This window comes from Pseudomonas sp. AOB-7, from assembly GCF_003696305.1.
GTDB lineage: Bacteria > Pseudomonadota > Gammaproteobacteria > Pseudomonadales > Pseudomonadaceae > Aquipseudomonas.
Genome location: NZ_RFFK01000021.1, coordinates 14,104 through 36,940, shown reverse-complemented (window position 1 = coordinate 36,940; position 22,837 = coordinate 14,104). Strand labels below are relative to the sequence as shown.

At 66.5% G+C, this 22,837-nt stretch carries 24 protein-coding genes; 10 read left to right on the top strand and 14 right to left on the bottom strand.

Features of this window, described 5'->3' with window-relative positions; genetic code table 11:
- Positions 1-35 precede the first annotated feature (35 nt).
- From msrQ to ilvC, 4 genes are all read right to left on the bottom strand, one after another.
- Positions 36-668 (bottom strand): protein-methionine-sulfoxide reductase heme-binding subunit MsrQ, encoded by a 633-nt coding sequence (gene msrQ / locus EA796_RS22190; RefSeq protein ID WP_122110189.1) that lies wholly within the window; start codon positions 666-668, stop codon positions 36-38.
- Complete coding sequence (msrP, locus tag EA796_RS22185) at positions 668-1,675, bottom strand: protein-methionine-sulfoxide reductase catalytic subunit MsrP (RefSeq protein ID WP_122110188.1); 1,008 nt, start codon at positions 1,673-1,675, stop codon at positions 668-670. Before msrP ends, msrQ begins: the two co-directional genes overlap by 1 nt.
- Before the next feature lie 62 nt (positions 1,676-1,737).
- Complete coding sequence (gene pssA, locus EA796_RS22180; protein WP_021445767.1) at positions 1,738-2,556, bottom strand: CDP-diacylglycerol--serine O-phosphatidyltransferase; 819 nt, start codon at positions 2,554-2,556, stop codon at positions 1,738-1,740.
- A gap of 144 nt (positions 2,557-2,700) precedes the next feature.
- The gene (ilvC, locus tag EA796_RS22175) at positions 2,701-3,717 is read right to left on the bottom strand and encodes a ketol-acid reductoisomerase (RefSeq protein WP_021445768.1); all 1,017 of its coding nucleotides are present in this window, start codon (positions 3,715-3,717) and stop codon (positions 2,701-2,703) included.
- A gap of 125 nt (positions 3,718-3,842) precedes the next feature.
- On the opposite strand from ilvC, the gene ilvY reads away from it, so the two are divergent.
- A complete protein-coding gene (ilvY, locus tag EA796_RS22170) occupies positions 3,843-4,724 on the top strand; it encodes an HTH-type transcriptional activator IlvY (RefSeq protein ID WP_122110187.1) in 882 nt (293 codons plus the stop codon).
- A gap of 52 nt (positions 4,725-4,776) precedes the next feature.
- On the opposite strand, the gene ilvN is transcribed toward ilvY, so the two are convergent.
- Both ilvN and EA796_RS22160 read right to left on the bottom strand, forming a co-directional pair.
- On the bottom strand, positions 4,777-5,268 hold the full coding sequence (gene ilvN, locus EA796_RS22165) for an acetolactate synthase small subunit (protein WP_021445770.1): 492 nt from the start codon (positions 5,266-5,268) through the stop codon (positions 4,777-4,779).
- 1 nt (position 5,269) lies between these two features.
- Complete coding sequence (locus EA796_RS22160; protein WP_031303789.1) at positions 5,270-6,994, bottom strand: acetolactate synthase 3 large subunit; 1,725 nt, start codon at positions 6,992-6,994, stop codon at positions 5,270-5,272.
- A 400-nt stretch (positions 6,995-7,394) separates the two neighbouring features.
- On the opposite strand from EA796_RS22160, the gene EA796_RS22155 reads away from it, so the two are divergent.
- Positions 7,395-7,829, top strand: a complete 435-nt coding sequence (locus tag EA796_RS22155) for a DUF4124 domain-containing protein (RefSeq protein WP_021445772.1) — start codon at positions 7,395-7,397, stop codon at positions 7,827-7,829.
- A 19-nt stretch (positions 7,830-7,848) separates the two neighbouring features.
- Here EA796_RS22155 and EA796_RS22150 read toward each other — a convergent pair whose 3' ends face one another.
- The 3 genes from EA796_RS22150 to mrcB form a co-directional block, all read right to left on the bottom strand.
- Positions 7,849-8,178, bottom strand: a complete 330-nt coding sequence (locus EA796_RS22150; RefSeq protein WP_122110186.1) for a YqcC family protein — start codon at positions 8,176-8,178, stop codon at positions 7,849-7,851.
- Positions 8,178-8,861: a M48 family metallopeptidase gene (locus tag EA796_RS22145; RefSeq protein WP_122110191.1), complete on the bottom strand. Its 684-nt coding sequence runs from the start codon at positions 8,859-8,861 to the stop codon at positions 8,178-8,180. The genes EA796_RS22150 and EA796_RS22145 overlap by 1 nt, the downstream gene beginning before the upstream one ends.
- A 63-nt stretch (positions 8,862-8,924) precedes the next feature.
- A complete protein-coding gene (mrcB, locus tag EA796_RS22140) occupies positions 8,925-11,243 on the bottom strand; it encodes a penicillin-binding protein 1B (protein ID WP_122110185.1) in 2,319 nt (772 codons plus the stop codon).
- 115 nt (positions 11,244-11,358) lie between these two features.
- On the opposite strand from mrcB, the gene EA796_RS22135 reads away from it, so the two are divergent.
- The 5 genes from EA796_RS22135 (at position 11,359) to EA796_RS22115 (ending at position 15,312) form a co-directional block, all read left to right on the top strand.
- Positions 11,359-12,921, top strand: a complete 1,563-nt coding sequence (locus EA796_RS22135) for a bifunctional aminoglycoside phosphotransferase/ATP-binding protein (protein ID WP_122110184.1) — start codon at positions 11,359-11,361, stop codon at positions 12,919-12,921.
- Positions 12,922-13,009: 88 nt separating this feature from the next.
- Positions 13,010-13,354: a pentapeptide repeat-containing protein gene (locus EA796_RS22130; protein WP_122110183.1), complete on the top strand. Its 345-nt coding sequence runs from the start codon at positions 13,010-13,012 to the stop codon at positions 13,352-13,354.
- Between the two features lies 1 nt (position 13,355).
- Positions 13,356-14,105, top strand: coding sequence for a class I SAM-dependent methyltransferase (locus tag EA796_RS22125; RefSeq protein WP_122110182.1), 750 nt, complete (start codon positions 13,356-13,358; stop codon positions 14,103-14,105).
- 31 nt (positions 14,106-14,136) lie between these two features.
- Positions 14,137-14,409 carry a TfoX/Sxy family protein gene (locus tag EA796_RS22120; RefSeq protein WP_021445779.1) on the top strand — a complete coding sequence of 91 codons (273 nt, stop codon included), beginning with the start codon at positions 14,137-14,139 and terminating at the stop codon, positions 14,407-14,409.
- Between the two features lie 105 nt (positions 14,410-14,514).
- Positions 14,515-15,312, top strand: coding sequence for a cyclic nucleotide-binding domain-containing protein (locus tag EA796_RS22115; protein WP_021445780.1), 798 nt, complete (start codon positions 14,515-14,517; stop codon positions 15,310-15,312).
- Between the two features lie 356 nt (positions 15,313-15,668).
- On the opposite strand, the gene EA796_RS22110 is transcribed toward EA796_RS22115, so the two are convergent.
- From EA796_RS22110 to EA796_RS22100, 3 genes are read right to left on the bottom strand one after another with little or no spacing between them, the layout of a single operon-like run.
- Positions 15,669-16,553 carry a ChaN family lipoprotein gene (locus EA796_RS22110; RefSeq protein WP_122110181.1) on the bottom strand — a complete coding sequence of 295 codons (885 nt, stop codon included), beginning with the start codon at positions 16,551-16,553 and terminating at the stop codon, positions 15,669-15,671.
- Positions 16,554-16,569: 16 nt separating this feature from the next.
- Entirely contained in the window at positions 16,570-17,337 is a 768-nt protein-coding gene (locus tag EA796_RS22105; RefSeq protein WP_122110180.1) for a heme ABC transporter ATP-binding protein, read from the bottom strand.
- Positions 17,337-18,377 (bottom strand): iron ABC transporter permease, encoded by a 1,041-nt coding sequence (locus EA796_RS22100; RefSeq protein WP_122110179.1) that lies wholly within the window; start codon positions 18,375-18,377, stop codon positions 17,337-17,339. Before EA796_RS22100 ends, EA796_RS22105 begins: the two co-directional genes overlap by 1 nt.
- A gap of 515 nt (positions 18,378-18,892) precedes the next feature.
- On the opposite strand from EA796_RS22100, the gene EA796_RS22090 reads away from it, so the two are divergent.
- Positions 18,893-19,210 carry a Rieske (2Fe-2S) protein gene (locus EA796_RS22090; RefSeq protein WP_021445512.1) on the top strand — a complete coding sequence of 106 codons (318 nt, stop codon included), beginning with the start codon at positions 18,893-18,895 and terminating at the stop codon, positions 19,208-19,210.
- A 70-nt stretch (positions 19,211-19,280) separates the two neighbouring features.
- On the opposite strand, the gene sfsA is transcribed toward EA796_RS22090, so the two are convergent.
- Both sfsA and EA796_RS22080 read right to left on the bottom strand, forming a co-directional pair.
- Positions 19,281-19,988 (bottom strand): DNA/RNA nuclease SfsA, encoded by a 708-nt coding sequence (gene sfsA / locus EA796_RS22085; protein WP_122110178.1) that lies wholly within the window; start codon positions 19,986-19,988, stop codon positions 19,281-19,283.
- Positions 19,978-21,159, bottom strand: coding sequence for a pyridoxal phosphate-dependent aminotransferase (locus EA796_RS22080; RefSeq protein WP_122110177.1), 1,182 nt, complete (start codon positions 21,157-21,159; stop codon positions 19,978-19,980). The genes sfsA and EA796_RS22080 overlap by 11 nt, the downstream gene beginning before the upstream one ends.
- A gap of 226 nt (positions 21,160-21,385) precedes the next feature.
- Between EA796_RS22080 and dksA the strand changes: the two genes are divergently transcribed.
- Both dksA and gluQRS read left to right on the top strand, forming a co-directional pair.
- Positions 21,386-21,832 (top strand): RNA polymerase-binding protein DksA, encoded by a 447-nt coding sequence (gene dksA, locus EA796_RS22075; protein ID WP_021441858.1) that lies wholly within the window; start codon positions 21,386-21,388, stop codon positions 21,830-21,832.
- A gap of 59 nt (positions 21,833-21,891) precedes the next feature.
- Positions 21,892-22,776 carry a tRNA glutamyl-Q(34) synthetase GluQRS gene (gluQRS, locus tag EA796_RS22070; protein ID WP_122110176.1) on the top strand — a complete coding sequence of 295 codons (885 nt, stop codon included), beginning with the start codon at positions 21,892-21,894 and terminating at the stop codon, positions 22,774-22,776.
- Positions 22,777-22,837 lie beyond the last annotated feature (61 nt).

Sequence of the window (22,837 nt, the reverse complement as noted above, 5' to 3'; positions counted from 1 at the left end):
AAGTGGCGCGCATTCTACCGCCTGAGGAAAACGCGTCAAGCTTTTATTGGGCTCCTGCGCAAAGTGCTGCGCAGCCACTGCCCCAACCCCTGCCAAGCCACAGATACCGGCGGGAAACGCAGCAGCAAGAGGAAGGCACCGATCACGGCATACAGCAGCCACTCACCCAGATCGGCGCGCACGACCCAGAGCATATGCAGCAGCGCCAGCAGCAGAATCGGATAAACCAGCCGGTGCAGCGCCTTCCAGCGCTTGCCGAGCCGGCGAATGCTGAACCTATTGGAGGTCAGAGCCAGCATCAGCAAACCGATAAAGGTCAGCATGCCGACGATGATATAGGGCCGCTTACGCAGATCAACCAGCAACTGCTCAACATCTAGCCCCACCAGGAACACCGCATAGGCCGACAGATGCAGCACGGCATAAGTAAAGCACCAGAGGCCAAGCTGCCGGCGCACGGCGATCCAACCACCCCATCCGCTGAGACGCTGCAGCGGTGTCATCGACAGGGTGAGCAACAGCAGGACCAGGGTGCCCAGCCCCAGATAATCGACCAGCGTCTTGCCTGGGTCGGCGCCCAGGGCAAAGATCCAGGCCTGGTACAGCCAGTAGAGCGGCACCGCCAAGGCCGCCATGAACACCGCGCTCCGCCACCCGACATAACGCATCAGTAGTGCTTCCTTAGATCGAGGTCGCTATAGAGGCCGGCGACTTCGTCGTAGCCGTTGAACAGCCGGGTCTTCATCACATTGGGGCTGAACAGGCTGCTCGGCAGACGCCGCTCCTGCGCCTGCGACCAGCGCGGATGGTCCACCTGCGGGTTGACGTTGGCGTAGAAGCCATACTCATTGGGTGCCAGCGCCTGCCAGGTATTGACCGGCTCGTCCCGCACCAGGCTGATGCGCACGATGGACTTGATGCTCTTGAAACCGTATTTCCAGGGCACCACCAGGCGCAACGGCGCGCCGTTCTGCGCCGGCAGCGTGCGCCCATACATGCCCACCGCCATGAAGGCCAGCGGATGCATGGCCTCGTCCAGACGCAGGCCTTCGACGTAGGGCCAATCGATCAGGGAAAATCCGGAGCGTTGGCCGACCATGCGCTCGGCGTCGACCAGGGTCTCGAAACGCACGTACTTGGCCTGGCTGGTGGGTTCGGCCTGGCTGAGCAGATCCGCCAGGGGAAAACCCAGCCAGGGAATGACCATCGACCAAGCCTCGACGCAGCGCAGCCGATAGATGCGCTCCTCCAACTGCTGCGGTTCGGCCAGCGCCGCCATGTCGTAGCGCCCGGGCTTGCCGACCTCGCCATCGATGAGCACCGTCCAGGGCTCGACCTTGAACTGCGCGGCATGCCGCACCGGGTCGCCCTTATTGGGGCCGAACTCGTAGAAGTTGTTGTAGCGCGAAGCATCCTTGTACGGCGTGATGGCTTCGTCGCCGGCGGTAACCGCCTGCCAGCGCACGCTCTCAAGCTTGGCCTTGAACCAGGCCGGCTCGTCGACCGCCTCCACATCGGCGTAACGACCGCCGTCGGCGAAGGATAGCGCGGGCAAGGCGGCGAGCGAGGCCAGGCCGAGACTGCCGCCCATGAACCGGCGCCGGGAGAGGTAAACGGCTTCTGGGGTGACCTCGGACTCGGAAGCGGCAGAAGCGGGAGGAATTCGAATCAGCATGATGGCTCCGCGGCAAAGGCAGGTGACGGGCCAATAGACCGCGGAGCCGAGGTTTTATTACATCAGTCCACAGTCTTGCGGCGGCGCAGTTGCAACAAATATTGAATGGGGCCGGAGGCCGCATAGGCGAGGAAGATGATCAGCAGGATACGCGGCGGGTCGCTGAACACCACGGCGAACACCAGCACCACCGCGAGGATGGCGACGAAGGGAACGCGCCCCTTCAGATCGAGATCCTTGAAACTGTAGTACTTGATGTTGCTGACCATCAGCATGCCGGCCGCCGCCACCAGCACCGCCACGGCGAAGGCCATGTTCGAGCCCTTGATGCCGAAGTCGCTGAAGGCCCAAACCGTACCGGCCACCACGCCGGCTGCGGCCGGGCTGGCCAGGCCGATGAAGTAGCGCTTGTCGACGCTGCCGATCTGCGTGTTGAAGCGCGCCAGGCGCAGCGCCGCGCCGGCGACATAGATGAAGGCGACCATCCAGCCGACCTTGCCCATGCTGCCCAGCGCCCACTCGAAGGCCAGCAGGGCCGGGGCGACGCCGAAGGCGACCATGTCGGACAGCGAATCGTACTCGGCGCCGAAGGCGCTCTGCGTGTTGGTCAGGCGAGCGACGCGACCATCCAGGCTGTCGAGCACCATGGCGACGAACACCGCCGCCGCGGCGACGTAGAAGTTGCCGTTCATCGCATTGATGATGGCGTAGAAACCGGCGAACAGGTTGGCCGTGGTGAACAGGTTGGGCAGCAGGTAGATGCCGCGATGACGCACCTTACGCCCCTCGGCGTCCTGACCCTCCTCCACATGCTCATCGATCGGCAGCAGGCTTTCGACTTCGTCGGCGCCCCGCTTCGGCTCTTCGTGACCTTCACTCATGAACAACACCTTGCAACTGATTTGAAGAATGGCGCACCGCGCGCCCTCACGGGCACCGCTCAACGCCCAGGCTTTATACCAGAAGCCTTGCCGCAGAATGAAAAAACGCGGCATCGAGCCGCGTTCTTTCGCACATCGCAGACCTTAGTTCTTGGTCTTGTCGACGATCTTGTTGGCGGAGATCCACGGCATCATCGCGCGCAGCTTCTCGCCGACCACTTCGATGCCGTGCGCGGCATTGTTGCGGCGGTAGGCGGTCATCGACGGGTAGTTGGTAGCGCCTTCGCTGATGAACATCTTGGCGTACTCGCCGTTCTGGATGCGCTTGAGCGCGTTGCGCATGGCTTCGCGCGACTGCTCGTTGATCACTTCCGGACCGGTGACGTACTCGCCGTACTCGGCGTTGTTGGAGATCGAGTAGTTCATGTTGGCGATGCCGCCTTCGAACATCAGGTCGACGATCAGCTTCAGCTCGTGCAGGCACTCGAAGTAGGCCATTTCCGGCGCGTAACCGGCTTCGACCAGGGTATCGAAACCGGCCTTGACCAGCTCGACGCAACCGCCACAGAGCACGGCCTGCTCGCCGAACAGGTCGGTTTCGGTCTCGTCCTTAAAGGTGGTTTCGATGATGCCGGTACGGCCGCCGCCGACGCCGCAGGCGTAGGACAGGGCGACGTTCTTGGCGTTGCCGGAGGCGTCCTGGTAGATGGCGATCAGGTCAGGGATGCCGCCGCCCTTGACGAACTCGGAGCGCACGGTGTGGCCCGGGGCCTTCGGCGCGATCATGATCACGTCGAGGTCGGCACGCGGTACGACCTGGTTGTAGTGGATCGAGAAACCGTGGGAGAAGGCCAGGGTGGCGCCCTTCTTGATGTTCGGCTCGATCTCTTCCTTGTACAGGCGGCCCTGGAACTCGTCCGGGGTGAGGATCATCACCAGGTCGGCATTGGCAACGGCGGTGGCCACGTCGGTGACTTTCAGGCCATGGGCTTCGGCCTTGGCAACGGTAGCGGAGCCTTTGCGCAGACCGATGGTGACGTCGACACCGGAGTCCTTCAGGTTGCACGCCTGGGCGTGGCCCTGGGAACCGTAGCCGATAACGGCGACTTTCTTGCCCTGGATGATCGAGAGGTCGCAATCTTTGTCGTAATAAACTTTCATGGTCTTGGCTCTTTGAATCGAAAGGAATGGGGGTGCAAGCACCGCGACAGAGGCACCTTAAGTGATCCGCCCCATTGCGTAAAATGATATATTTGCAATACAACATGCCGATATATGAAACAGTTATGGATAGTCACGCACTCAGGCTCTTTCTGTCCCTGGCCGACAACCTGCACTTCGGCAAAACCAGCCGCGAGCAGCACGTCAGCCCTTCCGCACTCAGTCGCAGCATCAAGCAACTCGAAGACGAACTCGGCGCAACGCTGTTCCTGCGCGACAACCGCTCGGTCCGCCTGACCCGCGAGGGGCAACAATTTCGCGAGTATGCCAGCGAGGTCATCAACGGCTGGCAGGCCATTCGCCAGAGGTTCAAGCAGGATCAGCTGATCCTGCACGGCGAACTGTCCCTGTACTGCTCGGTCACGGCCAGCTACAGCTTCCTCTACGACATCCTCAGCAGCTTCCGTCTGGACTACCCGCGCATCGAAATGAAGCTGCACACCGGCGACCCGGCAACCGCCGTCGAACGCGTGCAGCAGGGGCTGGAGGATCTCGCCATCGGCGCCCGCCCCGACCACCTGCCGGCCGGCATCGAGTTCCAGCCGATCACTCGCTCCGCGCTGCGCTTTATCGGCCCGCAGTCGCCCCAGCTATTGAACGAGGAACAGCTTAGGCAGCCTACCGCGGAGAGCTGGAAGGACGTGCCGATGATTCTCTCGGAGGAGGGCCTGGCCCGCACCCGCACCGACCGCTGGCTGAAAAGCCACAACATCAAACCGCGGATCTATGCCCAGGTGAGCGGCAACGAAGCCATCGTCAGCATGGTCAGCCTGGGCTTCGGTATCGGCGTGGTGCCGCAGATCGTGCTCGACAACAGCCCCCTGACCGCGCGCATCCGCATCTACGATATCCAGCCGCCGTTGACCGCCTACGACATTGGTCTATTCGCCCTGGAAAAACGCCTCAAGGACCCGCTGATCGCGGCCTTCTGGAACCGCCAGCAGTAAATCCAGGCAATAAAAAGCCCCGCACCAGGCGGGGCTTTTCTCAACGCGGCAGTCAGATACTCAGTACCTTGTCGCCGCGGGCGATACCGGTGACGCCACTGCGCACAGTCTCCAGGATCGACGCGGTGCCGATGGCCTGAATGAAGCTGTCGAGCTTGTCGCTGGTGCCGGCCAGCTGCACGGTGTAGACGCTGCTGGTCACGTCGACGATCTGTCCACGGAAGATGTCGGTGGTGCGCTTGACCTCGGCGCGCTGGGCGCCGGTGGCCTTGATCTTGACCAGCATCAGCTCGCGCTCGATATGGGCGCTCTCCGACAGGTTGACCAGCTTGACCACCTCGACCAGCTTGTTGAGGTTCTTAGTGATTTGCTCGATCACCTCGTCATGACCGATGGTGGTCAGCGTCAGACGCGACAGGGTCGGGTCCTCGGTCGGCGCCACGGTCAGGCTTTCGATGTTGTAGTTGCGCTGGGAGAACAGACCGACCACGCGGGACAGTGCGCCCGGCTCGTTTTCCATCAGCAGGGAGATGATGTGTCGCATCTTAGGTCCGCTCCGTCTTGCTCAGCCACATGTCGCGCATGGCACCGTCTCTGATCTGCATCGGATAGACGTGCTCGCTGTCGTCCACCGCGATGTCGAGGAACACCAGGCGGTTCTTCAGGGCGAAGGCTTCTTCCAGCTTGGGCTTGAGGTCCTTGAGCTGGGTGATGCGCATGCCCACGTGACCATAGGCCTCGGCCAGCTTGACGAAGTCCGGCAGCGACTCCATGTAGGAGTGCGAGTAGCGGCTGTTGTACTGCATGTCCTGCCACTGGCGGACCATGCCCAACGCACCGTTGTTGAGGTTGACGATCTTCACCGGCAGGTCGTACTGCAGGCAGGTCGACAGCTCCTGAATGTTCATCTGGATGCTGCCCTCGCCGGTGACGCAGGCCACATCGGCCTCCGGGAAGTTCAGCTTGACGCCCATGGCGGCCGGGAAGCCGAAGCCCATGGTGCCCAGGCCGCCGGAGTTGATCCAGCGATTGGGCTTGTTGAAGCGGTAGTACTGCGCCGCGAACATCTGGTGCTGGCCGACATCGGAGGTGACGAAGGCATCGCCGCGGGTCACTTCGCACAGGGTTTCGATCACGGTCTGCGGCTTGATGATCGAGCCGTCGCCCTCGTTGTAGGGGAACAGGCGACCGCTGCCGCGCCACTCGTCGATCTGCTTCCACCAGCTGGCGACGGTGTCCTTGTTCGGGGTTTCGCCGATTTCCTTGAGGATGGCGACCATCTCGGTCAATACGCTGTCCACCGGACCGACGATCGGGATGTCGGCCTTGATGGTCTTGGAGATCGAGGCCGGATCGATGTCGATGTGGATGATCTTGGCGTTCGGGCAGAACTTGGCCGGACCGTTGATCACCCGGTCGTCGAAGCGCGCGCCGACGGCGAGAATCACGTCGGCATGGTGCATCGCCAGGTTGGCTGTGTAGCTGCCGTGCATGCCGAGCATGCCGAGGAACTGGCGGTCGGTGCCCGGATAGCCGCCCAGGCCCATCAGGGTGTTGGTCACCGGCAGGTTGAGCATCTGCGCCAGCTCGGTCAACGGCGCCGCGGCGCCGCCCATGATCACCCCGCCACCGGAGTACATCACCGGACGCTTGGCGGCCAGGAGCATCTCGGCGGCCTTGCGAATCTGCCCGGAATGACCGCGCACGGCTGGGCTGTAGGAGCGCAGCTTGACCTTCTTCGGATAGACGTACTCGAACTTCTCGGCCGGGTTGGTCATGTCCTTGGGAATGTCCACCACCACCGGGCCGGGACGGCCGGATTCGGCGAGATAGAAGGCCTTCTTCATCACTTCGGGAATTTCCGAAGGGTGCTTGATCATGAAGCTGTGTTTCACGATGGGCCGGGAGATACCGATCATGTCGGTTTCCTGGAAGGCATCGGTGCCGACCATGGCGCTCGGCACCTGGCCGGAGATCACCACCATCGGGATGGAGTCCATGTAGGCGGTGGCGATGCCGGTGATGGCATTGGTCGCACCGGGGCCGGAGGTCACCAGCACCACGCCGGCCTTGCCGGTGGCGCGGGCATAGCCGTCGGCCATATGGGTCGCTGCCTGTTCGTGACGAACCAGGATGTGGGTCACTTCCGGTTCTTTGAACAGGGCATCGTAGATATGCAGGAGAGCACCACCAGGGTACCCGTAGATGTGCTTAACGCCTTCGTCACGCAGGAAGCGGACGACCATTTCAGCGCCGGATAAAAGCTCCACGTTATTCACCTCTTGAACGCCAGTATGCCACCCGACAACGGGTAGCCCTAAGTAGGTCTTACTGTCAGCGGACATGCACGACGGTGATCGTGGATTCGGAACATCAGCTTGACGAGTAACGGAGCAGCCCATGGTCTTGCGGGGCTGACCCTCCCAGCGCGAGGTAACGCGTTGCGGGTGTCACGGTTCGGCGCGGGTAGCGCCTCTTTGCCCCGAGCTGGAGGACGCTTGCGGCGGACTCCACTGCGGGGAAGGCTGGATTGTTCGGGTTCGGCGGAGGCAAGTCAAGCGATGTGTAACCGATTATTCGAGCCACCGCTGTGACGCAGCGCAGGATGAAGATTGCTGGCTTTTGGTTATAGTAACCGGCAGCACCGCAGCTTTTGAGAAAGGAAACCGCATGCGCCACATGATTCTTACTGGCAGTTTGATGCTTGCCCTGAGCGCAACCGCCATGGCCAGCCAGGTCTACAAGTGGGTAGATGCGCAGGGCGTGACCCACTTCAGCGCGCAGCCGCCGCAGGGCCAGCCCGCCACCGCGATCAGCACCTCCGCCCCGCCGCCGCGCCAGGCGCCGGCCGAGCCCGCGCCCAGCGTCGAGGAACTGCTCGACCCGGAACAGGCGGCTATCGACAAGAAGGTCAAGCAGCAGATTGCCGCCAAGGAGGCGGAGCGCAAGCAGTACTGCGAGAACGCCCGCACCAACCTGGCGCAACTGGAGAACAATCCGCGCCTGCGCATCGAGGAAGAAGGCGAAGTGCGCCGCATCGACGAGAACGAGCGTCAGGAGCGCATCGCCGAGCTGAAGAAGTCCATAGCGGAAAACTGCAACTGACCCTTCCCGAGCGCGCCCGTCAGGGCGCAGCTGTCAGCAGGCGATCGAACTCGCCCAACAATTCCAGCAGCCGGCGCGCAACGCCCGGCTGTTCGCGATAGACCATCTCGGCCATGACCTGAATCCCCGACACCGACGGCAGCGCGGCGTTGGCCTCGAGCAGCTGCTTCATACGCGGCAGGAAGATCCACTGCAGCCACTGCTCGAAAGTCAGGCTGTCGACGCAGAACGGCTCCTGGCTGGCCAGGGCTTCGGCGCTGGGCGCCTGCTCATCCCACCAGCCGAGCAGACGCAACTCGCGCTCGATCAGCAACAATTGCTCGGCCAACAACGCGACGCGGGCCTCCATCAGAGACTCACCCGCGCCCGTTCGCGCGCCTGCGCGGCGCCGGCCGGGTCGCCCTGACGCTCCCGCGCCTGGGCGATCAGGTTCCACAGGCTGGCCTGCAAGGCCGGACGACCACTGGCGTAGGTCAGGCCGCGGCGGGCGAACTGCTCGGCCTGCGCCGCATCGCCCTGGGCAAGACGCACCTCGGCCAGGCGATAGAGCACCTGCGGCTCGCGCGGGGCGATGCGCTGGGCACGCTCCAGACTGGAGGACGCGCCGTTGAGGTCGCCACTACCCTGCTGCTGCTGGGCCGTGGTCAACAGCGCCAGCACCGGGCCGTCGAGCTGTTCGTCTGCAGCCAGGCCGCCGCCGCTGGGAATACCGCTGGGCATGCTCGGTGCGGGCGCGCTGAAACCGCCCTGGGCCGGCACCGCCGGCTGGCTGACCGGCGGCGGGTCGAAGGTCAGCCCGCCACTGGAGGTAATGGGCTGCGGGCCGGTCTGCAGCGGGGCCGAGACGACGCCCTGCGGGACCATGACCACCACCCCGGAATCCTCTTCGATACGCTGCGGCGCGGCCGCCGGGCTACCCGCAGGGGATGCGCCGCCGACGCTGCCGGACGACAGCGGAGCACCGGCGTCAATGACCGGAATCGAGCCCTGCGGCACCGTACTGCAACCGCCCAGCACCGTCGTTGCCAGCATCGCGGCAAGCCACTTGTTGTTCACATGCAATCCTCTTCAGAAAACGCCGGATCTGTCCGACCCTCAGTTCAGCCAGCCGCGCACCCAGTCCATCACCGACTCGACCGGCGCCTGGATGCCGCAGGCAGGCCCGGGGGCCGGCTCGCTGCCGCGAATATAAGGCATCTGCACCGCATTCGGGCAGCCCGAAGCCGAACCCTGACCGCTGTAGCCGTCGACCCAGGCCTGGGTGACGTTGTCCGGCATCGGCATGTCCAGCGGCAGCGGGTCGGCCTTGCGCATGAAGCCGGCCCACACCTGCAGGGCGCCGGTGGCGCCGGTCAGCGGAGTCGGGCCGTTGTCGTCACGACCCAGCCAGACCACCGCCAGCAGGTCCTGGCTGAAGCCGGCGAACCAGCTGTCGCGCGAATCGTTACTGGTGCCGGTCTTGCCGGCCAGGGTCAGCGAGCGGGGCAGCTGGCTGTACACCGAACGCCCGGTGCCTTCGCTCATGGTGCGCTGCATGGCGTTCTGCACCAGGTAGATGGCGCCCGGATCGAAACGCTGCTGGATCTGGAAGGGGTAGCGGCCGAGCGGCTCGCCGTCGGCGGTGAGCACGCTGCGAATGCCGCGCAACGGCGTGTTGAAGCCGCCGTTGGCCAGGGTCTGGTACATGTTCGCCACTTCCATCGGGGTCAGCGCGCCGGCGCCCAGCAGCATCGACGGATAGGCCGGCCACTGGCGCTCGACGCCCAGTCGCTCGAGGGTCTTGAGCACATTGGGCACGCCGATTTCCAGGCCGAGCTTGGCCGTGGACAGGTTGTACGACTGCGCCAGCCCCTGGTACAGGTAGATGGTGCCGTGGGCCTTGCGGTCATAGTTCTGCGGCTTCCACACCTGGCCGTCCTGGCCCTTGATGGAGAACGGCTCGTCCCGCAGCCAGCTGGTCAGGGTGTACTGGCTGGGTCGTTCCAGCGCCGACAGATAGATCGCCGGCTTGATCAGCGAGCCGATCGGCCGCAGCGCATCGAGGGCGCGGTTGAAGCCGGCGAAGCGCGGCTGGCGGCTGCCGATCAGGGCCTGTACCTCGCCGGTTTCCGGGTTGGTCACCACCATGCCGGCCTGCACCTCGTCCACCCCCTTGCGCCCGGCCAGGCGCTTGAGGGTCTCGGCCAGCGCCTCCTCGGCCTTGAGCTGGAGGATGGGGTCGAAACTGGTGAAGATGCGCAGACCCTCTTCGGTCAGATCCTGCTCGCGGTAGTCCTCGCGCAGCTGGCGCTTGACCAGGTCGAGGAAGGCCGGGAAGGTGCTGTCGGCCATGCTGCCGCGCGCGGTCACGCCCAGGGGTTTCTGCTTGGCGGCGGCGGCTTCCTCGACGGTGATCGACCCTTGCTCGGCGAGCAGGTCGAGCACCAGGTTGCGTCGTTCCAGCGCGCGTTCGGGGTTGCGCCGCGGGTTGTAGAAGGTCGGTCCCTTGACCATGCCGACCAGCAGCGCGACCTGCTCCAGCTTCAGCTCGGCGACCGGCTGGCTGAAGAAGTACTGACTGGCCAGGCCGAAGCCATGCACCGCGCGCTGGCCGTCCTGACCGAGGAACACCTCGTTCATGTAGGCTTCGAGGATCTCGCGCTTGTCGTAGTGCAGCTCCAGCAGCACCGCCATCATCGCTTCGGTGGCCTTGCGCACCAGGGTGCGTTCGTTGGTCAGGTAGAAGTTCTTCACCAACTGCTGGGTCAGGGTACTGCCGCCCTGCACCAGGCGCCCCGAGGTGGCGTTGATCCACATGGCGCGGGCGATGCCCTTGGGCGAGACACCGAAGTGATCGAAATAGTCGCGGTCCTCGACCGCCACCAGCGCATCGATCAGGTAGGCCGGCACCTGGTCCAGCTTGATCAGGATGCGGTCTTCCTGATGCGCCGGGTACAGCCCGCCGATCAGCAGCGGCTCCAGCCGCGCCACCGCCAGGTTGCTGCCATCGGCCTGGGTCAGGCCCGCCACGTAGTCGCCGGAGAAGCGCACGCGCACCCGTTGCGAGGGTTCGACGCCCTCGTAGAACTGGAAGCCGCGGCTGTGCAGCTCGATGCTGTTGCCGGCCACCGACACCGCGCCCGGGCCGTTGGCCACGCTCTCGCGGCGGTAACCCAGGGCGTCGAGCTCGCGCAGGAAGTCGTCCTTGCCCAGCTTCTGGCCGACGAACAGCTCCAGCGGCCGCGCGTAGACCTTGGCCGGCACCGTCCAGCGCTTGCCGGAGAACTTCTCCTGCACCACGGCGTCGAGGTAAACGGCGAAACCGGCGAGGATCACCAGGCCGACCAGACCGAGCTTGAGCCCCCAGGCGAGCCAGGGACGCAGACCGGCGGAACGGGATTTCTTGCTTGAGCGGGGGGAGCGTTTTCGAGTCATGGCGGGATTATACGCACTTTACATAGGGGCCAGCAGCGCCGCCCGGACGGTTTGCAGAGCAGCTCACAGCGGCCATAATGCCGACCTCGAACAGCGTCTATAACAAGGATCGAACGTGAGCCAAGCCCTGATTGCCGCATTGCAGAACCCGGCCCTGTATCCGCATCCTGTGGAGGGGTTTCAACTGATTGAGACCCACATTTCCTGGGTTTTGCTCACTGGTCCTTATGCCTACAAGATCAAAAAACCGGTCAACTTCGGTTTCCTCGATTTCACCGACCTCGCCGCGCGCAAGCACTTCTGCGAGGAGGAACTGCGCCTGAACCAACGCCTGACCGACGACCTGTACCTGGAGGTACTGGCCATCGGCGGCAGCGCCGAGGCGCCGGTGCTGGGCGGCGACACGCCGGCCATCGAGTACGCGCTGAAGATGCGCCAGTTTCCCCAGGAGCAGCTGCTCAGCGCCGTGCAGGCGCGCGGCGAGCTGGGTGATGCGCATATCGACGCGCTCGCCGAGCAGATCGCCGCCTTCCACCTGAGCGCGCCGCGGGTGCCGCAGGACCACCCGCTGGGCACGGCCGAGGCGGTGATGGCCCCGGTGCAGCAGAACTTCGAGCAGATCCGTCCGCTGCTCGCCGACAAGGCCGATCTGCAGCAGCTCGATGCCCTCGAAGCCTGGGCGCAGTCCAGCTACGCGCGGCTGCAGCCGCTTCTGACCGAGCGCAAGGCGCAGGGTTTCATTCGCGAGTGTCACGGCGACATCCACCTGGGCAACGTCGCGCAGATCGACGGCCGCGTGGTGCTGTTCGACTGCATCGAGTTCAACGAGCCGTTCCGCCTGATCGACGTCACCGCAGACGCCGCCTTCCTCGCCATGGACCTGGAAGACCGCGGCCTCAAGTGCCTGTCGCGGCGCTTCGTCAGCGCCTGGCTGGAGCGCACCGGCGACTATGCCGCGCTGCAGTTGCTGAATTTCTACAAGGCCTACCGCGCCATGGTGCGCGGCAAGGTCGCGCTGTTCCGCCTCGGCCAGGAGCAGGACCCGGTGCAGCGCGCGGTGATCCTGCGCCAGTACCGCGCCTACGCCGCCTTGGCGGAAAGCTACAGCGCCATTCCCTCGCCCTTTCTGGCCATCACCCACGGCGTCTCGGCCGTCGGCAAGAGCCACGTGGCGCTGCGCCTGGTCGAGGCCCTGGGCACCATCCGCCTGCGCTCCGACGTCGAGCGCAAGCGCCTGTTCGGCGAGCAGGACGCCGCCCACCAGGGCCAACTGGCGGACGGCATCTACAACGCCGATGCCAGCGCCGCCACCTACGCGCGCCTGCACCAGCTGGCGCGCCAGACGCTGCAGGCCGGCTTCCCGGTGGTGATCGACGCCACCTACCTCAAGGCCGAGCAGCGCCGGGCCGCCAGCGAAGTCGCCGAGCAGACCGGCGCGCCCTTCCTGATCCTCGACTGCCAGGCGCCCGAGGCGGTGATCGCCGGTTGGCTGGCGCAGCGCCAGAGCGAGGGCCGCGACCCCTCCGACGCCACCCTCGAGGTGATCCAGGCGCAGCAGGCCACGCGCGAGGCGCTCGACGACGACGAGCTGGCCCACAGCAAGCGCGTCGACACCCACGACAGCGCCAGCCTGGACAGCCTGGTGGAACGTATTCGCCAGCGTCTGCCGGGGCTCTGAGTCCCGCCCACCACAAGTTGGCACGCCGCGCCGGGCAAAGCGCGGCGCGGCTTCTATACTGCCGGTGAACTCGCCACCGGTAACCCTCATGAGCCAGCCACGCCAGCTCGACCACCCGCTCTATCGCCTGCTGCGCAACGACGACATCGCCGCCTTCAACGCCCAGAAACCTACGGACGTCGCCGTCGACCTGTCCGGCGGCGACTTTCGCGGGCTCGACCTGCGCAGCCTGGACGCCGCCGGGGTGATCTTCACCGACGCCTACTTCCGCGGCGCCGACCTGCGCGGCCTGGATTTGCGCCACGCCCAGCTGGAGGGCGCCAGCCTGGCCCACGCGCAGATTTCCGGCGCCTACTTTCCGGTCGAACTGAGCGCGGACGAAATTCTCATGTCGGTGAATTTCGGCACCCGTCTGCGCTATCGCAGCAAGTGACATGAGCGACGTCGCCCAACTGTTCGGCGCGCGCGCCGACGCCTACGCCAGCTTCCGCCCGGCCTACCCGGACGCCCTGTTCGACTGGCTGGCCGCACACAGCCCGGGCCGGCGCCTGGCGCTGGATATCGCCTGCGGCAACGGCCAGGCCAGCCTTCCCCTGCTGCGCCACTTCGAACGGGTGCTGGCCTGCGACGCCAGCGCCGCCCAGCTGGCGCAAACGCCCGCGGCCGCCGGCCTGCACCTGCTGGCAGCCGATGCGCGCAGGCAGCCGCTGGCCGACGCCAGCATCGACCTGGTCGTCGTCGCCCAGGCCCTGCACTGGTTCGCCGACGCCGCGTTCTTCGCCGAAGTCGCCCGTCTGCTGCGCCCTGGCGGGCTGTTCTGCGCCTGGTGTTACAGCCTGATGAGCATCGATGCGCGGCTCGATCCGCTGATCGAGCACTTCTACGCCAGCACCCTGGCCGGCTGCTGGCCGACGGGCCGCGGCAGCGTCGATGCCGGCTACCGCGATATCCAGGCGCCGCTGCAGCCCCTGCCAGTGCCGCCCTTCGCCCTCTCGGCGCACTGGGACCTAGCACAACTGCTCGGCTACCTGCGCACCTGGTCGGCGGTGCAACGCTGGGAACAGCGTCACGGCCGCGACCCGGTGGCCGAACTGACGCCGGCGCTGCGCGCCGCCTGGGGCGACGAAGGCGAGCGGCGCACTGTCAATTGGCCGCTACACTTCTTGGCAGGCACGCCTACGTGAACCTCTTCCTCACGCCATGCATGGAGGCCCGATGAACGACGAGCTGCAACACCTGAAAAACCTGGGCAAGACCTCGGCGCAATGGCTGCACGCCGTCGGCATCCACAGCGCCAACGACCTGCGTCGCTACGGCGCGGTCGGCGCCTATCGTGCGGTGCGCGCCCGCGGTTTTCGCGCCTCCAAGGTGCTGCTCTACGCCATCGAGGGCGCCCTGCTCGACGTGCACTGGAACGAGCTGCCGCCGGCGCACAAGGCCGAACTCAACGGCCGCCTCGACGAAGCCCAGAGCTACAACAAGAGCTAGCTCACAACCCCAGCGCGAGAGGATTTACGCGCAAGGCGCCGCAGCCTATTGTTTCAGGGACCTTCGTGTGGTCAGCCAGCCCAGCCAGTTCAAGGAATTACGGTTATGTATTTACTCGGGGAGCAACCGGCCTACGCCGATCAGCTGATCAACCGCCTGCAGAGCATCCCCACGCAGCTGCTGGAAGGGCTACAGGCCGTCGGTGCGCCGCTGCGTCTGGAACGGGTCGAGGACCTGGCCCAGGTGCTGCCGGGCAACCAGTTGTTCATCATCGAGAATGGCCTGCTCCACGCGGTAGTCGACGAACGGCCGCTGTTCTACCTGCAGGAAGGCGACCTGGTCGGCCTGCGCCAGGGCATCGACCTGCCGAGCTGCCGCTACAGCAGCGAGGAGCCGATCAGCCTGATTCCCTACTCGCGCAGCGAAGTGTTCCAGCACATCTACGCCAGCGAGCAGCGCCAGGAACAGTTCATCCACTACCTGATCGGCCACACCGCCCTGCTCTCCGACGCCCTGGCGCGCCTGAAGCAGCCGGAGATTCGCCCGGCCACCGGTTTCCAGCACTTCGCCGCCGGCGAGGAGCTGATCCACCAGGGCGACGAAGCCGATCACGTGTTCATCATCATCGAGGGCCACGCCGAGGCCTACGTCGACGGGCAGAAGGTCGGCGACGTGCAGAAGGACGAGATCTTCGGCGCCATGGCCGTGTTCACCCGCGAGAAGCGCAGCGCCACGGTGGTGGCCAGCGAGCCCTGCACGGTGATGGTGATTCCCAAGGAGCAATTCCTCAGCCTGATGCAGAGCAACCCGCGCATCGCCCACAGCCTGATCGAGAGCATGGCGCGGCGCATCGACCTGCTCAACAAGGAAGTCACCCAGCTGCGCCAGCCGGCTGCGTCCTGAGTCCGCGCGCGGCACACCAACCCCGGCCAGGCGCCGTGGGTTTGCCTTTCTGGGCACAGGAAAAGGCGCTGAGAAAAATTCTCAAAAAGCCGTTGACTATTAAATGAGAATTGTTATTATTATCTCAACTGGTCGCGAGATCAGCCGATAAGCTAAAGAGACCATTCAGTCGGACTCTTCAGACTATCTCCTCATCAGGCTAATCACGGTTATTGACCCGGCTCTTGCCGGGTCTTTTTTTGCCTGTGCAGAAGCCCCTAGGGCGGGCTCGGGAACGCCGGCGAACAGTCCGCCATTGGCCGTCGGCGTACTGCCTGCGGCGAGTGCGTGCTGGCCAGGTGACTCGGCGACAGGTCCTAGGGTCGCAGTTTGGCGCAGTGATCCTGCTGCGGCTGCGCCGCGGTGAACCAGGCGTAGTCGGCCTGCGCGGCGCTAACTGGCTTGCCGACCTCGGCGAGGATCAGCACCGCCTGCCCCGCGCCGGCGCCGAGGTCGGCCAGGTGCAGCGGCACGCCCAGATCCTTGCGCACATGGAAGGCCCCGGCCAGCAGCAGGCTCGGCCGCGGCGCCGCCAGCAGCGCCTCGGCCATGCGTCGGTCGCGCTGCTGCTGCACGGCGAGCATGGCCGGCAGCTGACTGTCCGGCAGCAGCTGGCAATGCGACTCGCGGATATCCTCCAGCAGCCTGGCCTGCACCTGCGCCGCCGCGGAGCGCTCGCCCTGCAGGGCCGGCCGCTGCCGGTAGATCTGCAGAATCTCGGCGCGCTGCAGATTGGCCGCCAGCAACGGATAGGGCTGGCGCAGCTGGTGCAACACCAGCGGCCCGTACAACGACCAGTCCCAGCCCGGCTGCCAGCTCAGCGCGCCAAAGGGGTCGCCGGGCAGTCGACCGGCGCGGGCGGCGGCCTGGGCGGCGGCGACCTTGTCCTGCTGATCGGGCGTGAGCATTTCCAGCAGCACGCTGCCCTGCGGGCGCCGTTTTGCCAGCTCGCGTGACAGCCACAGCTGCAGGGCATGGTGATCGGGATTGTCATGCTGCTCGCCGACCAGCACCCGCTCGGCCCCTGCTAGCTGCTCGACCAGCTGCTGCGGGCTGATCGAGCGACCGCTGGCCAGCTCGAGGATGCGGCCGAGGTCGGCGTGCTCGCGCCCCAGCGGCGCGATGGGCGCAGGCGGCGGCAGCACCTCGCGGGACTGACAGGCTGCGACCAGAACCAGACAGCAGAGCAGAAGGATGCGCATGGATGCCCCTGAATCGTCAGCGCGCCACGATCAACGGATGACCGCGCTCGGGATGAGTCTGCACCAGCACCTCCAGACCGAACACCGCCTGCAGCGGCTCGGCACGCAGCACCTCGGCCGGCGTGCCGAAGGCATGCGCCCTGCCCCGCTCCAGCAACAGCAGGCGGTCGCAATAACGGGCGGCCAGGTTGAGGTCGTGGAGGATCACCAGCACCGCGGCGCCAGCCTCGGCCAGACGCCGGGTGGCCTGCAGGCAGGTGTGCTGGTGCAGCGGGTCGAGCATCGCGGTCGGCTCGTCGAGCAGCAGTATCTGCCCTGCCCCGCCCGGCCACAGCTGCGCCAGCACCCGCGCCAGGTGCACGCGCTGGCGCTCGCCGCCGGACAGCGCCAGGTAGCTGCGTCCGCTCAGGTGCGCGACATCCGCCGCACGCAGCGCTTCCTGGACGATCTGCGCATCGCGCGCGCGGCCGCTGGCATGGGGCAGGCGGCCCATGGCGACGACCTCCTCGACGCGAAAGGCGAAATTCAGGCTCGAGCTCTGCGGCAGCACCGCCAGCCGCCTGGCGCGCTCCGCCCCCGGCCAGTCGCCGAGCGGACGCCGATCCAGGCTCACCCGCCCGGCGCTGGGCGGCAGCTCGCCGGCCAGGGCGGCGAGCAGGGTGCTCTTGCCGGCGCCGTTGGGGCCGAGCACGCCGAGCACCTCGCCCGCCTGCAGCTGCAGGTCGATGCCACTGAGCACGGCGCACTGGCCGCGGCGGACTTCCAGTTGTTCGGCCCGCAGCATCAGCTCCGCCCCCGCACCAGCAGATAAAGGAAGAACGGCGCGCCTATCAGCGCGGTGACGATGCCAATCGGCAGCTCGGCCGGCGCCAGCACCAGGCGCGCGGCGAGGTCGGCCAACAACAGTAGGCTGGCGCCGGCCAGCGCCGAGGCCGGCAGCAGCAGACGATGGTCGGGGCCGACCAGCAGGCGCATCAGGTGCGGCACCACCAAACCGATAAAGCCGATCAGGCCGGCCGCCGCCACCGCGGCGCCGACGCCCAGCGCGGTACAGAACACCAGTTCACGCTTGAGCCGCTCCACCTCGAAACCCAGGTGGCGCGCCTCGGATTCGCCCAGCAGCAGCGCGTTCAAGGCACGCGCGCGACGCGGCAACCACAGCGCCACCGCCGCGGTGGCCAGCAGCAGCGGCCAGAGCCGGGCGTAGCTGGCGCCGTTGAGGCTGCCCAGGTTCCAGAAGGTCAGGGTGCGCAGGGTGGCGTCGTCGGCGAGGTAGGTGAACAGGCCGATGGCCGCCCCCGCCAGGGCGGTGAGGGCGATGCCGGCCAGCAGCATGGTGGCGACGCTGGTCTGCCCGTCGCGCCGCCCCAGGCGGTAGACCAGGGCGGTGACCAGCAGGCCGCCGACGAAGGCGCAAGCGGACAGCAGATAGGGGGCGAAGGCCTCCGGCAGGCCGCCGAACGCGGCGCCGCCAACTATCGCGAGCGCCGCCCCCAGCGCCGCGCCGCTGGACACGCCGACCAGGCCGGGATCGGCCAGCGGGTTGCGGAACAGCCCCTGCATGGCCACCCCGCACAAGGCCAGGACCATGCCCACCGTCAGCCCGAGCAGGGTACGCGGCATGCGGATCTGCGCCAGGATCAGCTCGGCCTGCTCGACCGCCGCGTCGCCGGCCAGGGGCAGACCGAGCAGGCGCAAGGCCGCCCGCAGGGTATCGCCCAGCGCCAGGCTGACCGGCCCCAGGGCCAGCGACAGCCAGAGTGCGAGTACGAGCAACAGGCCCAGGGCGATGAACAATGGGCGTGCTTGAAGGGTGGGAGTCATGGCTGGCGCTGGGCTTCGGCGGTCTGAGGTTGGCTGGCAGGATAAAAGCCCGCGGCCAGCATCGCCAGCCCATCCGGCACGCGCGAGCCGAGGCCGCCGACCTGCAGGGTCGGGTCTAGCGCCGGCAGCGCCTCGCTGGACAGCGCCTGCTAGCCGCTGCAGCAGCTGCAGGGCGGCCACCGCCTGGGCCTGACCGCCGAGCGCTTGGAGCGCGAAGAGGACATCGACAGCCGCATCAACCAGGGCACGGCCACCTGCCCCGCTCACACGACGCCCGCGAAAGCAACGAGCGCCAGCGCCTGTCGTTCGACCATCGCTTCCAGGCCCGGGACGCCAGCGGCGCGCTCGACTGGGCGGAAAGCATCGTCTACTGGCAACCGGCGGCCACTACTACAGCAAGCCAGGGCGCAGCTTACGCGCCCCGGCGTCCTGGCAGTTCTGCGGTTCTGCTTGGCGCAGGGATGCGCCCCCTTTCTTCCTGCGGGATAATCGCGCCACCTGAAACGGAGACCGCGATGATCCGCCTATGCGCCCCGAGCGAGCTGGCCGAAGGCCAGAGCCGGGGCTTTCTGCTCGACCAGTTGAACCTGCTCGCCGTGCGCAAGGACGGCCGCGTGCATGCCTACCTCAATCGCTGCCCGCACCGCGGCGTGCCGCTGGAGTGGCAGGCGGACCGCTTTCTCGACGACAGCGGCAGCCTGATCCAGTGCGCCACCCACGGCGCGCTGTTTCTGATCGACTCCGGCGAATGCGTCGCCGGGCCCTGCGCCGGGCAGGCGCTGCAGGCCATCGAGTGCCGCGAGGACGCCGAAGGTATCTGGATAGAGGCCTAGGGTGGACATGCCGCAGGCTTGTCCACCGTCGCCACATTCCCGTGCCAGACAAGGCTGCACCATGTCCGGCCTACGCCAACACCTCCAGCCTGCGCATCAGGGCGATACCTGCGGGGCTGATCTCGGCGCCGTAGGCCAGCACTTCCACGCCGGCCGCCCTGGCCTCGCGCAGGCCGGCGGCGTAGGCCGGGTCGATCTCCTCGGCGGCGCGCACAGCGCGAATACCGGACAGGTTCACGCAGTAAAGCTGCACCGTGCGCACCCCGGCACGCGCCAGCGCGGCCAGCTCGCGCAGGTGCCTGGCGCCGCGCGCGGTCACCGCATCGGGAAAGGCCGCCACGTCCGTGTCGGGGAAACCCAGGGTCACGCTCTTGACCTCGACATAGGCCGGGCCGTCGGGGTAATCCAGGCGAAAATCGGCGCGGCTGTTCTCCACCCCGTAGGGCACCTCGCGCTTGAGCGCAACGAAACCGGCCAGCTCGGCGATCAGCCCGGCGCGCAGCGCCTCCTCCACCAGCGAATTGGCCCGCGCGGTATTGATGCAGGCCAGGCGCCCCTGTGGCGTTTCGCTCAGCTCCCAGCTACCCGGCAGCTTGCGTTTGGGGTCGTTGCTGCGGCTGAACCACACCCGGCAGCCCGCGCTCATGCAGTTGAGCATCGAGCCGGTGTTGGCGCAGTGGATGGTCAGCGCCTCGCCGCTGACGCTCTCGATATCGGCGAGAAAGCGCTTGTAGCGGCGCAGCAGCCGCCCCTCCTCCAGTGGCGGATCAAAGCGCATCGGGGTTCCAGCTGCTCAAGCCGCGGGCGATGCGCTCGACCGCCTGCTCCAGGCGCTCGAGGTTCTGCGTATAGGCGAAGCGCACATGATGGCCGGCCTGGTGGCGGCCGAAATCCAGCCCCGGGGTGAAGGCCACGTACTCGGTCTCGATGAAGTGGCGACAGAAGGCGAAGGCGTCGCCGCCGAAGGCCGAGATGTCCGCGTATAGATAGAAGGCGCCTTCAGGCTCCACGGCGATACCGAAGCCCAGCTCGCGCAGCGCCGGCAGCAGGTAGTCGCGGCGGCGCTGGAACTCGTGGCGGCGCTCTTCGAGAATCGCCAGGGTGGCCGGCTGGAAACAGGCCAGCGCGGCATGCTGGGCCATGGACGGCGCACTGATGTAGAGGTTCTGCGCCAGTTTCTCCAGCTCGGGCACCGCGTTTTCCGGCGCCACCAGCCAGCCGAGGCGCCAGCCGGTCATGCCGAAATATTTGGAGAAACTGTTGAGCACGAAGGCCTCGTCGTCCACTTCCAGCACGCTGGCAGCGTCACAGCCGTAGGTCAGGCCGTGGTAGATCTCGTCCACCACCAGATGGCCGCCACGCTGCTTGAGGCAGGCGGCCAGCGCCGCCATCTCGTCCTTGTGCAGCAGGGTGCCGGTAGGGTTGGCCGGCGAGGCGACCAGCGCGCCGACGCTGTCCGAATCCCAATGCCGCTCCACCAGTTGCGGGGTCAGCTGGTAACGCACCTCGGGGCCGACCGGCACCAGTTGCGCGGCACCTTCCACCAGGCGCAGGAAATGGCGGTTGCAGGGGTAACCGGGGTCGGCCAGCAGCCAGTGCTTGCCCGGGTCGACCAGCAGGCTCGCGGCCAGCAACAGCGCGCCGGAGCCACCGGGGGTAATGAGGATGCGTTCAGGGTCTATGCTTAGCCGATGTCGCGCACCGTAGAAGTCGGCGATGGCCTGGCGCAGGGCCGGCACACCGCGCGCCGCGGTGTAGCGAGTGTGGCCGGCGGCCAGCGCCGCCTGGCCGGCCTCGACTATGGGCGCGGCAGTGGTGAAATCCGGCTCGCCGATTTCCAGGTGGATGACATCGTGGCCGGCGGCCTGCAGTTCGTTGGCCCGCGCCAGCAAGGCCATGACGTGAAAGGGTTCGATGGCGCGACTGCGCGCACTGTAGAGCTGAGCCATGGGCCTGCCTTGCGAGGTTTCGAGGCGCGGATTCTAGCAGGGCTCGACAAAACCACGGATGGGCTTCGAGCTTTTGTGTACGAGGGCGGCAAACCATGGACAACCGGGAGTAGCGCACCCCGATTCGATCTGGTAAGTTCGCCCGCTTGCAGCCGCAGGGCCGAGTTCGGATCGGCAATGGACATAACCTGCGCAGTGGATTCGAGAGAGTGAGAGGCGGTCATCCATGCCCACCAAAGAAAAAGCAAAGAGCACTAGCCAGCTGGTTCGCGGTTTCCAGCCCTACGAAGAGAAGAAGGGCGAGGAATACATGAGCGAGCCGATGCGCGCTCACTTCACCGGCATCCTCAACAAGTGGAAGCTGGAGCTGATGCAGGAAGTCGACCGTACCGTGCACCATATGCAGGACGAAGCGGCCAACTTCCCCGATCCGGCCGACCGCGCCAGCCAGGAAGAAGAGTTCAGCCTGGAACTGCGCGCCCGCGACCGCGAGCGCAAGCTGATCAAGAAGATCGACGAAACCCTGCAGCTGATCGAAGACAACGACTACGGCTGGTGCGACTCCTGCGGCGTGGAAATCGGCATCCGCCGCCTCGAAGCCCGCCCCACCGCCACCCTGTGCATCGACTGCAAGACCCTGGCGGAAATCAAGGAAAAGCAGATCGGTTCCTGAACCGACGACGGGGCGCCTAGGCGCCCCGCTCTGTTTCTGCCCTTCACGCTGCGCCAGCGATGAACGACTCCTATATCGGGCGCTTCGCCCCCACCCCCAGCGGCTACCTGCACTTCGGCTCGCTGGTCGCCGCCCTCGCTTCCTACCTCGACGCCCGCGCCGCCGGCGGTCGCTGGCTGCTGCGCATGGAAGACCTCGACCCGCCGCGGGAAGTGCCCGGCGCCCAGGACGCCATCCTGCGCACCCTGGAAACCTACGGTTTCGCCTGGGACGGCGAGCTGGTGTACCAGCGCGATCGACATGCCGAGTACGCCGCGGTGATCGAGCGGCTGCTGGCTCAGGGCCTGGCCTATGCCTGCACCTGCTCGCGCAAGCAGTTGGCCGGGTACGGCGGTATCTACCCCGGCACCTGCCGCGATGCCGGCCACGCCGAGCATGGCGCCGCCATCCGCCTGCGCGTGCCGCAGCTGGAATACCGCTTCGTCGACCGCGTGCAGGGCGAGTTCGGCCAGCAGCTGGGACGCGAGGTGGGCGATTTCGTCATCCGCCGCCGCGACGGCCTGTTCGCCTACCAGCTCGCCGTGGTGCTGGACGACGCCTGGCAGGGGGTGACCGACGTGGTACGCGGCGCCGACCTGCTCGACTCCACGCCGCGCCAGCTCTACCTGCAGGAACTGCTCGGGCTGCCGCAGCCGCGCTACCTGCACGTGCCGCTGATCATCCAGCCCGACGGCCACAAGCTGGGCAAGAGCTACCGCTCGCCGCCGCTGCCTGCCGAACAGGCCAGTCCCCTGCTGCTGCGCGCCTTGCGCGCCCTGGGCCAGCGAGCGCCCGCCGAGTTGCAGGGCGCCGCGCCCGCCGAGCTGCTGGCCTGGGGCATCGCCCACTGGGACGCCAGCCGCATTCCGCGCAGCCGCACCCTGGCCGAGGCGCAGCTGCGCTGACAACCGCGTAGGCTGCGCTACGCGCACCGAGGCCGTATGCCCGGTCTTCATAGAAGGTGCG

Excerpts from the sequence above, each read along its gene's own strand:
- msrQ (WP_122110189.1), bottom strand. The coding sequence starts at position 668 with ATGCGTTATGTCGGGTGGCGGAGCGCGGTGTTCATGGCGGCCTTGGCG.
- msrP (WP_122110188.1), bottom strand. The coding sequence starts at position 1,675 with ATGCTGATTCGAATTCCTCCCGCTTCTGCCGCTTCCGAGTCCGAGGTC.
- pssA (WP_021445767.1), bottom strand. The coding sequence starts at position 2,556 with ATGAGTGAAGGTCACGAAGAGCCGAAGCGGGGCGCCGACGAAGTCGAA.
- ilvC (WP_021445768.1), bottom strand. The coding sequence starts at position 3,717 with ATGAAAGTTTATTACGACAAAGATTGCGACCTCTCGATCATCCAGGGC.
- ilvY (WP_122110187.1), top strand. The coding sequence starts at position 3,843 with ATGGATAGTCACGCACTCAGGCTCTTTCTGTCCCTGGCCGACAACCTG.
- ilvN (WP_021445770.1), bottom strand. The coding sequence starts at position 5,268 with ATGCGACACATCATCTCCCTGCTGATGGAAAACGAGCCGGGCGCACTG.
- EA796_RS22155 (WP_021445772.1), top strand. The coding sequence starts at position 7,395 with ATGCGCCACATGATTCTTACTGGCAGTTTGATGCTTGCCCTGAGCGCA.
- EA796_RS22150 (WP_122110186.1), bottom strand. The coding sequence starts at position 8,178 with ATGGAGGCCCGCGTCGCGTTGTTGGCCGAGCAATTGTTGCTGATCGAG.
- EA796_RS22145 (WP_122110191.1), bottom strand. The coding sequence starts at position 8,861 with ATGCTGGCAACGACGGTGCTGGGCGGTTGCAGTACGGTGCCGCAGGGC.
- mrcB (WP_122110185.1), bottom strand. The coding sequence starts at position 11,243 with ATGACTCGAAAACGCTCCCCCCGCTCAAGCAAGAAATCCCGTTCCGCC.
- EA796_RS22130 (WP_122110183.1), top strand. The coding sequence starts at position 13,010 with ATGAGCCAGCCACGCCAGCTCGACCACCCGCTCTATCGCCTGCTGCGC.
- EA796_RS22125 (WP_122110182.1), top strand. The coding sequence starts at position 13,356 with ATGAGCGACGTCGCCCAACTGTTCGGCGCGCGCGCCGACGCCTACGCC.
- EA796_RS22120 (WP_021445779.1), top strand. The coding sequence starts at position 14,137 with ATGAACGACGAGCTGCAACACCTGAAAAACCTGGGCAAGACCTCGGCG.
- EA796_RS22115 (WP_021445780.1), top strand. The coding sequence starts at position 14,515 with ATGTATTTACTCGGGGAGCAACCGGCCTACGCCGATCAGCTGATCAAC.
- EA796_RS22110 (WP_122110181.1), bottom strand. The coding sequence starts at position 16,553 with ATGCGCATCCTTCTGCTCTGCTGTCTGGTTCTGGTCGCAGCCTGTCAG.
- EA796_RS22105 (WP_122110180.1), bottom strand. The coding sequence starts at position 17,337 with ATGCTGCGGGCCGAACAACTGGAAGTCCGCCGCGGCCAGTGCGCCGTG.
- EA796_RS22100 (WP_122110179.1), bottom strand. The coding sequence starts at position 18,377 with ATGACTCCCACCCTTCAAGCACGCCCATTGTTCATCGCCCTGGGCCTG.
- EA796_RS22090 (WP_021445512.1), top strand. The coding sequence starts at position 18,893 with ATGATCCGCCTATGCGCCCCGAGCGAGCTGGCCGAAGGCCAGAGCCGG.
- sfsA (WP_122110178.1), bottom strand. The coding sequence starts at position 19,988 with ATGCGCTTTGATCCGCCACTGGAGGAGGGGCGGCTGCTGCGCCGCTAC.
- EA796_RS22080 (WP_122110177.1), bottom strand. The coding sequence starts at position 21,159 with ATGGCTCAGCTCTACAGTGCGCGCAGTCGCGCCATCGAACCCTTTCAC.
- dksA (WP_021441858.1), top strand. The coding sequence starts at position 21,386 with ATGCCCACCAAAGAAAAAGCAAAGAGCACTAGCCAGCTGGTTCGCGGT.
- gluQRS (WP_122110176.1), top strand. The coding sequence starts at position 21,892 with ATGAACGACTCCTATATCGGGCGCTTCGCCCCCACCCCCAGCGGCTAC.